Source organism: Citricoccus sp. (assembly GCF_032154715.1).
Lineage (GTDB): Bacteria > Actinomycetota > Actinomycetes > Actinomycetales > Micrococcaceae > Citricoccus.
Genome location: NZ_JALDXU010000097.1, coordinates 1 through 12,510, shown reverse-complemented (window position 1 = coordinate 12,510; position 12,510 = coordinate 1). Strand labels below are relative to the sequence as shown.

At 72.5% G+C, this 12,510-nt stretch carries 9 protein-coding genes; 6 read left to right on the top strand and 3 right to left on the bottom strand.

Going from position 1 to position 12,510, the window contains the following annotated elements; genetic code table 11:
• Together RUH65_RS13285 and RUH65_RS13280 are read left to right on the top strand one after the other, a co-directional pair.
• A partial coding sequence (locus tag RUH65_RS13285; RefSeq protein ID WP_396180265.1) for a molybdopterin oxidoreductase family protein occupies nt 1-2,143 on the top strand: 2,143 nt, incomplete at its 5' end.
• Nucleotides 2,140-3,795, top strand: coding sequence for an FAD-dependent oxidoreductase (locus RUH65_RS13280; protein WP_313818029.1), 1,656 nt, complete (start codon nt 2,140-2,142; stop codon nt 3,793-3,795). The genes RUH65_RS13285 and RUH65_RS13280, both read left to right, overlap by 4 nt.
• Here the strand turns inward: RUH65_RS13280 and RUH65_RS13275 are convergent.
• The 3 genes from RUH65_RS13275 to nirB are packed head-to-tail and all read right to left on the bottom strand — an operon-like array spanning nt 3,767 to nt 8,366.
• Entirely contained in the window at nt 3,767-4,909 is a 1,143-nt protein-coding gene (locus RUH65_RS13275; RefSeq protein ID WP_313818028.1) for a uroporphyrinogen-III synthase, read from the bottom strand. The genes RUH65_RS13280 and RUH65_RS13275 overlap by 29 nt on opposite strands.
• Nucleotides 4,906-5,754, bottom strand: a complete 849-nt coding sequence (gene cobA / locus RUH65_RS13270) for a uroporphyrinogen-III C-methyltransferase (protein WP_313818027.1) — start codon at nt 5,752-5,754, stop codon at nt 4,906-4,908. The genes RUH65_RS13275 and cobA overlap by 4 nt, the downstream gene beginning before the upstream one ends.
• Nucleotides 5,751-8,366 carry a nitrite reductase large subunit NirB gene (gene nirB / locus RUH65_RS13265; protein WP_313818026.1) on the bottom strand — a complete coding sequence of 872 codons (2,616 nt, stop codon included), beginning with the start codon at nt 8,364-8,366 and terminating at the stop codon, nt 5,751-5,753. Before nirB ends, cobA begins: the two co-directional genes overlap by 4 nt.
• A gap of 185 nt (nt 8,367-8,551) precedes the next feature.
• Between nirB and nirD the strand changes: the two genes are divergently transcribed.
• The 4 genes from nirD to RUH65_RS13245 all read left to right on the top strand — a co-directional run.
• Nucleotides 8,552-8,962, top strand: coding sequence for a nitrite reductase small subunit NirD (nirD, locus tag RUH65_RS13260; protein WP_313818025.1), 411 nt, complete (start codon nt 8,552-8,554; stop codon nt 8,960-8,962).
• Nucleotides 8,959-9,735, top strand: coding sequence for a CbiX/SirB N-terminal domain-containing protein (locus RUH65_RS13255; protein ID WP_313818023.1), 777 nt, complete (start codon nt 8,959-8,961; stop codon nt 9,733-9,735). Before nirD ends, RUH65_RS13255 begins: the two co-directional genes overlap by 4 nt.
• On the top strand, nt 9,684-9,923 hold the full coding sequence (locus RUH65_RS13250) for a hypothetical protein (RefSeq protein ID WP_313818021.1): 240 nt from the start codon (nt 9,684-9,686) through the stop codon (nt 9,921-9,923). The genes RUH65_RS13255 and RUH65_RS13250 overlap by 52 nt, the downstream gene beginning before the upstream one ends.
• Before the next feature lie 120 nt (nt 9,924-10,043).
• Nucleotides 10,044-12,510: esterase-like activity of phytase family protein (locus RUH65_RS13245; protein ID WP_313818020.1), on the top strand; the 2,467-nt coding region annotated here is incomplete at its 3' end.

Here is a 12,510-nt window from a genome sequence, read left to right as displayed (position 1 = left end):
GTCGAGCGATCCGTCCCGGACCACCCCCACCGCCAGCCCCGTGACCGTCACCGGCGCCGAGTTCCCGACCAACCGCGGCCGGCTCTGCCGCAAGGGCGCCACCTCCGCCGTGCTGCTGGGGGACCGTCCGGACCGGCTCACCACCCCGCTGATCCGGGACAGCGCCCCTCGTGACAGCGCTGGCCGGGATGCGGCACCCCTGCGCGAAGCCACCTGGGACGAGGCCCTGGACCTCGTGGCCTCCCGGATCATGGCCCTCCAACGGAGCCACGGCCGGGACGCCATCGGGGTCTTCGGCTCGGGCTCCCTGACCAACGAGAAGGCCTACACGCTGGGCAAGTTTGCCCGGACCGCGCTGCGCACCTCCCGGATCGACTACAACGGGCGGTTCTGCATGGCCTCCGCCGCCAAGGCAGCCACCGAGGTTCTCGGTCTGGACCGGGGCCTGCCGTTCCCGCTGACAGACCTGGACTCGGCCTGCACTGTCCTGCTCCTGGGATCCAACGTGGCGGACACCATGCCGCCGTTCGTCCAGCACCTGGAGAAGGCCCGCAGCCACGGTGGGCTGATCGTGGTGGACCCCCGCCGCTCGGCCACCGCGCAGCTCACCGGGGACGGAGCGGGGCACCACCTGGCCCCGGCTCCCGGCGGGGATCTGCCGCTGTTGCTCTCCGTTGCCCACGTCATCCTCGCGGAGGGGCTCGCCGACGAGGATTACCTGTCCCGCCGGACCACGGGACTGTCGTCCTTCCGCCGGTCCGTCGCCGACTGGTGGCCGGAGCGGGGCCAGACCCTCTCCGGGATCTCGGCCGGGCGCATTCGCTGGCTGGCGCGGCACCTGGCGGCGGCCGCCCGCGCGTCGAAGTCCGGCGGGGACCCGGTCTTCATCCTCACCGGCCGCGGCGTGGAACAGCACCGGGACGGGACGGACACCGCCAAGGCGGCCATCAGCCTGGCCCTCCTCCTCGGCCTGCCGGGGACCCGGCACGGTGGCTATGGCACCCTCACCGGTCAGGGCAACGGCCAGGGCGGACGGGAGATGGGCCAGAAGGCGGACCAGCTGCCCGGCCTGCGCTCCATCACCGACCCGGCGGACCGCGGGGTCACGGCCCGGCACTGGGGCATCCCCGCGGACACGCTGCCCGGACCCGGCCTGCCCGCCACCCAGTTGCTCCACACCCTCGGGACGGAGCACGGTGTGAAGGCCCTGCTGGTGCACGGGGCCAACGTGGTGGTCTCCGCCCCGGACGTCCAGCGCGTCCAGGAGGGGCTCCGCGCGCTGGACCTGCTGGTGGTCTGTGACTTCTTCCGCTCCGAGACGGCTGAGTTCGCGGACGTCGTCCTGCCGGTCCTGCAGTGGGCGGAGGAGGACGGCACCCTGACCAACCTCGAGGGCCGCCTGCTGCGCCGCTCCCGCGCGGTGGACGGACCGGAGGGGGCCCGCTCCGAGCTCTGGATCCTCGCGGAGCTCGCCCGCCGCCTGGGCAGCGCCGTGCCGCTGGCCTCGGAACCCGCCGAGGTCTTCGACGAGATCCGCCGGGTCACGGCCGGAGCCCGGGCCGATTACTCCGGCGTGGCCTGGGACCGTATCGGCGAGGTCGCCGCCTATTGGCCCCTGGGCGAGCACGCCCCCGGCACCCAGGAGGTCACCGTCTCCGGAGAACCCGTCATCGGCACCCCGCGGGCCTTCACCGCCTCCTTCGGCCATCCGGACGGCCGAGCACGCCTCGGGCCGATCCATGTCCGGGATCCCCGGCCACCCTCGTCCCAGGGGCTCACCCTGACCACCGGGCGGCTGATGGAGCACTACCAGTCCGGGGCGCAGACCCGCCGGGTGCCGGATCTGCTCGGTGTGCACCCCGAGGCCACCGTCAGCGTGCATCCCGCCACAGCCCACGGGCTCCGGCTCACGGAGGGCGCTCCCGCCGAGCTGCGCAGCACCTCCGGGAGGATGCGGGCCCGTGTGGTGTTCGATGCCGGTCTGCGCACCGACACCGTGTTCGTCCCCTTCCACTTCGCCGGCCGGGGCGCCGCGAACCAGTTGACGGCCGGCCTGCTGGACCCGCAGAGCCAGATGCCGGAGTTCAAGAACACCGCCGTGACCCTGCACCCCGCGGGGTCCGTGGACGGAGGCCGGTCTTGAGATCGCCCCTGCGGATCGTGATCGTGGGCGGCGGACCAGTGGCGGCCCGGCTCGTCCAGGAGCTGCGCCCGGCACTGGAGGCGGGCGCAGTCCACGTGACCATCCTGGGGGAGGAGCCCGTCCCGGCCTACCAGCGGATCCGCCTGGGTGACGTGGCCAGCGGCCGGGTCGACGGCGCCGCGCTGTCCCTGCTCGACGCGCAGGATCCCGAGCCGGCCGGCGTCGTGATCCGGTGCGGGGTCACGGTGGTGGCCCTCGACCGGGAGCGCAAGACGGTGATGCTCGACCAAGCCTCCGGTGCTCCGGGCGCGCCCGGCACCTCGGTTCCCTATGACCGGCTCGTGCTGGCGACCGGAGCCCAGGCTGTGATCCCGGACTTCCCGGTCTCCGGCACCGTGGGTCGGGGCATCTCCGTCCCGGCCGCCGCGGGACACCGCCCGGTCGGCGTCATGGCCCTGCGGGACCTGGCCGAGGCCCGGCGCCTGCACGAGGCGGTGCGGGACGCCGAACCCGTGGTGGTGCTCGGGGGAGGCGTCCTCGGGGTGGAGGCGGCGCTGGCGCTCGCCGAGGTCGGCGCCGCGGTCACTCTGCTGCACCGCGGCCACGTGCCCCTGGGACGCCAGCTCGATCCCGATTCCGGCCGGCTGCTGCTGCGCCAGCTCCTCGCCGCCGGCATCCAGGTCCGGCCGGACTGCGGAGTGCAGGAACTCGAGGTCGCCGCCCGCGCCCAGGACCGGGCCACGGCGCACGACGGCGTCCCCCACCTCACCGGGATCCGCACCACCCAGGGGCGGCGGATCCCGGCCACCCTGCTCGTGGCCTGCACCGGGGTGCGTCCCCGGGACGAGCTCGCGGCGGCCGCGGGACTGGACACGCTGCCCCGCGGCGGGATCGTGGTGGACCGGGACGGCCGCTGCCCGGACGATTCAGCCGTCTTCGCGGTGGGCGACTGCGCCGCCGTCCTGGGGTCCCGGCCGAGCGGACTCATCGGGCCGGGCTGGGACCAGGCCCGGGCCACCGCCGGTGCCCTCCGGGCCGAGTCCGGCGTACCGGAGGCGGTGGAACGCGATGCCGCCGGCCGTCCCGTCCTCACGTCCACCACCACCCCCACTCCTGCCCCCACCCCCACGCCCGCTCCAGCACCCGACGCCTCGGCCTCGACCGGACGCCTGGACCCCATCGTGGTGAAGTCCCACACGCTGTCCGTGGCCTGCGCGGGTGATCTCACCGCGGACCCGTGGGACCCGCACGGCCCGAGCGTGTCCACCTGGGCGGACCCGGGGGCCGGGCAGTACTTGCGCATCGTCACGCAGGGGTCCCGGTTGCTGGGCTTCGTGGCCATCGGCCTGCCCCGCTCGGCGGCGGAACTCTCCCGGCATGCCCTGACCGGCACCCTGCCCGTGGCGGAACGTTCCGCGCTGCTGGCGATGGAGCATGCCGCCGCGGACCGCGAGCTGGGACCGGAGGACGTGCTGTGCCGGTGTTCGGGCGCCACCGCCGGACAGGTCCACGAGGCGGCCATGGAGAGCGCCACGGTGGACGAGGTCGGCGGCCGTTGCGGCGCGGGAACCGGCTGTGGGACGTGCCGGGACCGGATCGAGCAGCTGCTGGCGGGACCGTCCGCTACACAGCCAGCCGGTAGCCCCGCTTGACCACGGTGGCCACCAGTTCGGGCACCGGCAGCTGCTGGCGCAGCCGCCACACCAGCATCTCCAGGGCATGCTCGGATTCGCACTGGCGCAGGGTCTCCAGCAGGTGCCCGCGGGAGAGCACGGCTCCGTGGGCGTCCACCAGTTCACGCAGCAGCGCCAGGGGCCCCGGCGGCAGCCGTACAGGATCGGCCGCGTGATCCACCAGATGCACCTGTGCACCGCGGATCTCCACAGGCCCCCATCGGGTCCGGATGCGCAGCACCTGCTGTTGCTCCAGGTGTTCGCAGACCAACCGGATCATGGCGCCGAGGCGCCACCGCGAGGGAATGAGCGGTTGGAGCCCCGCCTCATGCAGTGGCCCGGCGGTGACCTTCCCGACGACGGCCGTCGCCACCTCCGCTCGCAGCGCCTCGAGAAGGGCCTCCAGCCGGCCGTACTGCTGGGCGACGGCGAGGAAGGCCTCCACGGCCGGGGCCGCCGTGAAGGTGAGCACATCGAGCTGGCGGTCGATGGCGGCGTCGATCATCCGCAGCAGCGCCGAGTCCTCCGCGGGCCGGGCCCACGTGTAGGGCATCACCGTCAGCACGCGGGCGCCGGCCCTCTCCAGCCGCCCGATCTGCCGGTGGTCCAGCATCCCGTGCAGCTGGAACGCCACCGTGCGCCCGGACAGGTTCCGGGCCAGGAGCAGGTCCACCACGGACGCCGTCCGCTCGTCCTCGGGTGAGCCGACGTCGTCCAGGCCGGCGGCCCGGACGGCACCACGGGCCTTGGATCCCCGGACGAGGATGGCGGCCGCTGCGAGCACCCCGTGCAGGTCCGGTCCGAGCCCGTAGGCGTCCGCGGCCTCCATCCACCGGCGCATCCCGTACGCCGTGGTGATGACGGCGAAATCCGGCAGGGCCGCGATGACACGGCGGGTGTCCCGGTGCAGGGTCACGGATTCGGTCAGCGGGGCGATCCGGAGGGCCGGGGCATGCATCACCTCGGCACCGCGGCGCTCGAAGGCACTGATGAGCTCCTCGCTGCGCCGGTCCGAGGTGACGCCGATCCGGAAACCGGCGAGCGTCTGCGGCAGGACCTGCGCCACGGAGGTCACGGTGGTCTGTTCGCTCATGCGTTGTCCACCAGATCGGTGAGCCCCGCCACGCCGGTCGTCAGCCCCGTCAGCCCCGCCAAACTGGACCAGGGCAGGTCTGCTCCGGGGGCCAGTCGCACCACCTCGCCGATGACCAGCACGGCCGGTGAGGCGATGCCCTCCACCGCCGAGGCCAGCAGGATCGTCTCGATCGGGGCCAGGCAGACCCGTTGCTGAGGGGTGCAGCCGCGTTCCACGAGGCCTGCCGGGGTCCGGGCGTCCAGCCCGTGCCGCATCAGTCCGGCGGCGGTGTGGCCCAGGGTGCCGATGCCCATGAGCACCACCACCGTCCCGCCCTGCCTGCCCAACTGGGCCAACCCGGCCAGCTCCTCCTCGCTGAGGGGATCGTGGCCGGAGACGACCGTGAAGGACTTGCTGATCCCGCGGGCGGTGACGGGGATCCCCGCCGCGGCCGGCACGGACACAGCCGAGGTGATGCCCGGGACGACGGTCACGGGCACCCCGGCGTGCTCGCAGGCGGCCGCCTCCTCGCTGCCGCGGCCGAACACGAAGGGATCCCCGCCCTTGAGGCGGACCACGCGCAGCCCGGCCAGCGCCGAGGTCACAAGCATCCGGTTGATCTCGGATTGCGGCACCTTATGGTGCCCGGGCCGTTTGCCGACGTCCTCCAGCCGGGCCCGCGGGGCCCACACTGCCAGGTCCTCGGTCGGGGCCAACCGGTCGAAGTACACGACGTCGGCCTGCCGGAGCAGGCGCATCGCCCGCACCGTCAGCAGGTCCGCCGCACCCGGGCCGCCGCCGACGAGGGCCACGCTGCCGGGAGCGAACTCTGGACCTGTCGCCGGGTTCGCTGCCGGGCTCATCGCTGGCCTCCCCGCACCGGGATCCGCGGGCCGGCGACCACCACGGGACCGGTCTCTGGTTCGCCTGGTTCGCCTGGTTCGCCTGGTGCGCCCGGTATCTCCGGTGCGTTGACGAAGCCGCGGAACCGGCGCAGCCGTTCGGGGTCCTCGAGGGTCGCCGCCCACTCGTCCCGGTAGGTCTCCAGGTGCTCGGCCACCACCTGCTCCAGGTCGGCGGCGATTCCGAGGGTGTCCTTGACCACCACGTCGTGGACGTGGTCGAGGCCCCCGGGCAGTTCCTCCATCCACCGGGCGGTGCGCTGAAGCCGTTCGGCGGTGCGGATGTAATAGACCACGTACCGGTCGATGTACCGCAGCAGCGTCTCGTCGTCGAGGTCCTTGGCCAGCAGCTGGGCGTGGGCCGGGGTGGCGCCGCCGTTGCCGCCCACGTACATGTTCCAGCCCTCACTCGTGGCGATGACACCGACGTCCTTGCCGCGGGCCTCGGCACACTCCCGGGCGCAGCCGGAGACCCCGAACTTCATCTTGTGCGGGGAGCGCAGGCCCCGGTACCGCTCCTCGAGCGTGATGGCCATGGCCACGGAGTCCTGCACTCCGAAGCGGCACCACGTGGAGCCCACGCAGGACTTCACGTTGCGCAGCGCCTTGCCGTAGGCCTGGCCGGACTCGAAACCGGCCGCCACCAGGCGCTCCCAGATGGCCGGCAACTGATCCAGGCGGGCCCCGAACAGGTCGATCCGCTGGGCGCCGGTGATCTTGGTGTAGAGCCCATAGTCCTCGGCGACCTCGGCGATCACGGCGAGCTTGGCGGGGGTGATCTCGCCGGCCGGGATGCGGGGGACCACCGAGTAGGTGCCGTCCTTCTGCATGTTGGCCAGCGCCCGGTCGTTGGTGTCCTGCAGGCCGCCGCGGTCCGCGCCGAGGATGTACTCCCCGTGGAGGGTGGCCAGCACCGAGGCCGCGACGGGCTTGCAGAGATCACACCCGAGGTTCACGGACGGGTCCGCCGGGGTGCCGAAACGGGACACGATCTCGCTGAAGGTGGTCAGCCGCGTGGTGCGGACGGCCTCGAACATCTCGGACCGGGACAGGGCGAAGTGCTCGCACAGCGCCGTGGAGACCTCCATCCCCAACTCGGCCATCTGCTGCTCCATGACCTTCTGGGCCGCCGGCAGACAGGAACCGCACTGGGTCCCGACGCCGGTGCACGCCTTGAGTGACCCGAGGTCCGGGCATCCGCCGCACACGGCGGCGCGCAGATCGCCGGCACTGACGTCCCGGCAGGAGCAGATCTGGGCGTCGTCCGGCATCTGCAGGTCCACGGGCGCCCCGTTGCCGGCGGCGGACAGGAAGGCCCCGGCCTCACCGGGCAGCTCCCGGCCCAGCAGCGGCCGCAGGGACGCGTAGGGGGCGGCGTCGCCCACGAAGATCCCCCCGAGCAGCGTGCGGGCATCCTCGGACACCACGAGCTTCTGGTAGAGGCCGCCGGTGGGGTCCGCGTAGACGACCTCGAGGGCGCCGGGGGCCGACGCGAAGCCGTCGCCGAAGCTGGCCACGTCCAGCCCGGAGAGCTTGAGCTTGGCCGCGGTGTCGAAGCCGGGGAACGTGCCGGTCCCGCCGCACAGCCGGTCGGCGACCACCTCGGCCATCGTGTTGGCCGGGGCTACCAGGCCCATGCATTCCCCCTTGAAGCTGGCGGCCTCGCCGATGGCCCACACGTGCGGCGCCGAGGTGGCGCACCGCTCGTCGATGGCGAACCCGCCCCGGGCCCCGAGCTCAAGGATCCCCGCCCCGAGCTCGTCCCGCGCCGTGATGCCGGTGGCCGCCACCACCAGGTCCACCTCGAGGTCCTCACCGGAGGGAAAGCAGAGCACCCCACCCCGGAGGGCGCTGGGCCGTTCCCCGAGTCTCAGGACGTATCCCTGGCCGCGCAGCAGCCGGTTCAGCGTCCGTCCGCCGAACTCGTCCAGCTGGGCGTTCATGACCCAGGGCCGGGAATGGACCACGGTGACGTCCGTGCCCAGTACCCGCAAGCCGCCGGCGGCCTCCAAGCCCAACAGGCCGCCGCCGATCACGGCCGCGCGAGGCGTGCGCCCGAGCCGCTCGGACAGGGCCGCCACGTGCTCCCGCAGCCGGTCCACGTCGTCGATGGTCCGGTAGACGGTCATGTCCTCGGCGCCGGGGATCGCCGGCCGGGCGGCGTCGCTGCCGGTGGCCAGGACCACCTCATCCCAGGTGACGGTGGATCCGCTGCCGGTGCTGTCCTTGACGGTGAGGGACCGCGCGTCGGGATCCAGGCCGATGACCCGGCATCCGGTGTGCAGGCGGACCCGGGCGTCCTCCCAGAGCGAGGGGGCCGAGCCGCCGGACCCGTTCGAACTCAGCGCCAGGTCATCGGCGGGGTCCGTAAACCGGCGGGACAGCGCCACCCGGTCATAGGGGGCCCAGGGCTCCTCGGCGAAGACGTCGATCCGGAGGTCGCTGCCGCTGCGGGCCAACAGGGCCTCGACCAGCCGGTGCGCGGCCGGACCGCCGCCGATCACGGCGATCGTCCGGACGGCCGGTCGATCGGTGGTGCGCCCTGCGGCCTGCTTCTCGGGTTGCACGGTCATGAGTCCATCCCCTTGCGTCGTAGGCCACTCACGCTAGGAGCCGGCAGTTTCCCGGCCGTGTCCCTGGTGTAACGGCTGCATGACGTGGGCCTCACACCCCCGGCCGGAGCCGGCGAGAACAGAACGTTGCACGCGCGAAACATCCCGCGAGACTGACGGAAACAACTGATTCCTACGGTGGGTCCATGACACTCACGGCTGTGCACCCCGACACCCACCCTGCCGCCCACTCCAACACCCACTCGACCACCCACTCGACCACCGACTGGCAGCCCGTCTGCCCGCTGGACGCGCTCGAGCCCCTGTGGGCGGAGGCGGCCCTCGTGGACCGCGAGCAGGTCGCCGTGGTGCGGTTGCCCTCGGACGAGGTCGTCGCCGTCTCACATTGGGACCCGTACGCGAAGGCGCACGTGATGGCCCGCGGGATCGTCGGCTCCCGGGGCGGCCGCCCCACCCTGACCTCACCCTTGCACAAGCAGGTCTACGACCTGGCCACGGGGGAGTGCCTCACCGATCCGGAGCTGAGGCTGGCCACCTTCCCGGTGCGGGTGCGGGACGGGATCGTCGCCGTCGGACGCCAAGAGCGGGCCGCATGACGGAGCAGCCTCACGAGCGACCCCTCACCCTCGTCGCCGTCTCCCACGGCACCGCGGACCCGGCGGGGCAGGCCCGGATCACCGCCCTCACCCGAGCTGTGCGGCACCAGGCCGCAGCCGAGGCCGAGGTCCTGCTGACGCACGTGGACGTCCAGACGCCGCAGGTGGGGGAGGTCCTGGCGAGCCTGCCGGCGGACCGGAGCGCCGTCGTCGTGCCCGTGCTGTTGTCCGGCGGTTACCACGTCAAGGTGGATCTCCGGCGTGCCGCCCAGGGCATCCCCGTGGCGCCCGCGCTGGGTCCGGACGAGCTCCTCGTCGACCTGCTCGCGCGCCGCGCCCTGGACGCCGGCTTCGTGCGCGGGCACCACCAGGTGGTCCTCGGTGCGGCTGGATCCACCGACGCCGGCGCCGTCGCCGACTGCCGCACCGTCGCCTACCGCCTGGCCGAACGGCTCGGCACGCCCGTGGCCGGGGCCTACCTCTCGGCCGCGCAGCCCCGGATCGCGGCCGCCGTCGAGACCTTGTGTGCCCGGGACCCCCAACGGCCTGTTCTGGTGCTGAGCTATCTCCTGGCGCCCGGATACTTCCAGTCGCTGCTGGTCTCCGAGGCCGCGGCGGCCGGGGCCGAGTCCACCACGATTCCGCTGTTGGGGCAGGCCGGCCCGGTGCCCGGGGAACTCGTGGATCTCGTGTTGCGGCGATTCAGGGATACGGTGGACCGGTGTTTAACCCCTGGGACAACGGCTCGAAGGCCTATCGCATCACCCTGCTGACCGGCACGGGGCTCATCCTGCTCGGCATCGTGTTCGCGCTGATCGGCGGCGGCATGCAGATCCTGCCCATCCAATGGGCCGCGATCGGCCTCATCGGCCTCGGACTGGTGACCCACCTCGTGGCACAGATCTTGCGGGCACGGGATGCCCAGCGCCGCCACCGGCAGTCGAGGCAGGCCGGACGCTAAGCCCGGCACCGTCCGCTGGCCCAGCGTTCACCCGGTGGACTCCTGACGGCCACGCAAGTCGGGGGCGCGGGGGATTGGATGGTGAGGTCCCCTCCCATTCCCCGAAAGGGTATCCCCGACATGAGTACTCACCCTCGACTGTCCGGTGCCGTCGCACTCGGCCTCTCCGCCGCCCTGACCGGTGCCTTCGCCGCCCCGGCGTTCGCCGTGCCGGCCTTGGTGCCGGCCGCACCCGCCGACGTCTCGGGCCGGGCCGAAACCGCTGCCGAAGCTGCCGATGCCTCCGTGCCCGCCGGCGAGGCTGCCGAAGGCCGTTCCTTCCACCGCCTGGCCACCCTGCCGGCCTTCGAGAACCAGCTTGCCGAGGACCCCGCAGCAGACCCCTCCGCCCCCACGGTCGCCGAGATCTCCACCGTCACCGCGGACGGCAACACCGTGATCCACACCGACGCCGAGGCCGGGGGCATCGGCTTCGTGGACATCACCGACCCGGAGCACCCGCAGGCGGCCGGATTCAAGGCCACCGACGGATCCCCGACCTCCGTGTACGCCACCGAGGACCACATCATCGTGGTCACGGACACCTCCGCGGATTTCACCCATCCCACCGGCAAGGTCGAGTTCTGGGACCCTGAGACCCTCGAACTGATCCACGGTGTGGAGCTGAAGGGCCAGCCCGACTCGATCGACGTCTCGCCGGACGGCGCCACCGCGATGATCGCCATGGAGAACCAGCGCGACGAGGACCGTGAGGACGTGGACGGCGGGCTGCCGCAGCTGCCCGCCGGCGAACTGGCCGTGATCGACCTCGCCGCCCAGGACGTCACCGCACTGACGGCCGAGACCATCCGGTACACGGACCTGACCGGGTTGACAGGCCTGGACACCCCGGAGGACCCGGAGCCGGAATACATCACGTTCTCCCCGGACGGCACCAAGGCCGCCCTGACCCTGCAGGAGAACAACGGCGTCGTCATCCTCGACGCGTCCACGGGCGAGGTCATCGACCACTTCAGCGCCGGCGCCGTCTCCGTGGCCGGCATCGACACCGCCGAGGACGGCAACCTGTCCCTGGGCGGCTCGATCACCGACGCCGTGCGTGAGCCGGATGCCATCGGCTGGATTGGCAATGACCACGTGGCCACCGCGAACGAGGGCGACTGGAAGGGCGGCAGCCGCGGCTGGACCGTCTTCAACGCCGATCCGGAGTCCGCGGAGTTCGGCGACGTGGTGTGGGACGCCGGCAACTCCTTCGAGAACCTCGCCCACCGCTACGGCCAGTTCCCCGAGCACCGGTCCGAGAACAAGGGAGCCGAGCCCGAGGGCCTGACCGTGGAGACCTACGGGGACACCACCTACGCCTTCGTCGGCTCCGAGCGCGGCAACTTCGTGGCCGTGTACAACGTCAACGACCCGTCCAATCCCGTCTTCACCCAGTTGATGCCCTCCACCAACGGCCCCGAGGGTCTGTTGGCCATCCCGGAGCGGGATTTGATGGTCGTCACCTCGGAGGAGGACGACGCCGAGGTGGGCGTCCGCGCCACCGTCCAGATCTACCGCCTGGGTGACGGCCCGGCGGCCGCTCCGACGCTGAAGTCCGCCGACGCGGCCGGCGCCGCCGGCCAGCCCATCACGTGGTCCGCCCTGGGCGCCCTGGCCGGCGTGCCGGGCGAGGACGAGAAGCTCTACGCGGCCCCGGACGACTTCCTGTCCCCGTCCCGCATCTACACGGTGGACACCACCACCGGCAACGACGGCGGCCCGGCCACCATCACCTCCGAGCTCGTCCTCGAGCACGGGTACGACGTGGAGGGGCTCTGGGCCGACCGGGACGGCACCTTCTGGCTGGCGGTGGAGGGCACCGCGATCGCCGACGGTGAGGTGGGCTCCGAGGGCAACCGGCTGGTCCACGTGGACGCGCAGGGAAGGGAACTGCAGGCGGTGGACCTGCCCGCCGAGATCGCGGTGGGCCTGCAGGGTCAGGGATTCGAGGGCGTGACCGGATACGGCACCGGCGAGGACGCCGTGCTCTACGCGGTCGTTCAGCGGGAGGCCGCCGGCGAGGACTTCGCCCGCATCGCCAAGGTCACCCCGGCCGCCAACAACGGTGACGGCGCCTGGGAGTGGTTCGGCTACGAGCTCGAGTCCACGGACGTGGAGGGCGACTGGACCGGCCTGAGCGAGATCACCGCGGTGGATGAGAGCACCCTGGCTGTCATCGAACGGGACAAGCTCAACGGCCCGGACGCCGCCCTGAAGAAGATCTTCACCGTGGAAGTCCCTGAGGACGGTGCAGCCACGGACGCCCCCACCGGGGAGGTCGAGGTCCTGCAGAAGACCGAGGCCCTGGACGTGCTGCCCGAGCTGCAGGCACTCAATGGCTGGACCCAGGAAAAGCTCGAAGGCCTGGGCATCACCACCGGCGGCGACGTCAACGCCGTCACGGACAACGACGGGGTGGAGGATGCCACGGGAGAGACGGTGTTCCTGAACCTGGGCTCGGCCACTGATGTGTTCGGCCTGCGGTCACCGGTGGAGGACTTCTCGGATAATCAGCCCGGTTCGGTGTACTACGCACCGGTGCGGT

What these genes read in the sequence shown, in the direction of transcription:
- RUH65_RS13275 (WP_313818028.1), bottom strand. Translation starts at nt 4,909, where the DNA reads ATGAGCGAACAGACCACCGTGACCTCCGTGGCGCAGGTCCTGCCGCAG.
- cobA (WP_313818027.1), bottom strand. Translation starts at nt 5,754, where the DNA reads ATGAGCCCGGCAGCGAACCCGGCGACAGGTCCAGAGTTCGCTCCCGGC.
- nirB (WP_313818026.1), bottom strand. Translation starts at nt 8,366, where the DNA reads ATGACCGTGCAACCCGAGAAGCAGGCCGCAGGGCGCACCACCGATCGA.
- nirD (WP_313818025.1), top strand. Translation starts at nt 8,552, where the DNA reads ATGACACTCACGGCTGTGCACCCCGACACCCACCCTGCCGCCCACTCC.
- RUH65_RS13255 (WP_313818023.1), top strand. Translation starts at nt 8,959, where the DNA reads ATGACGGAGCAGCCTCACGAGCGACCCCTCACCCTCGTCGCCGTCTCC.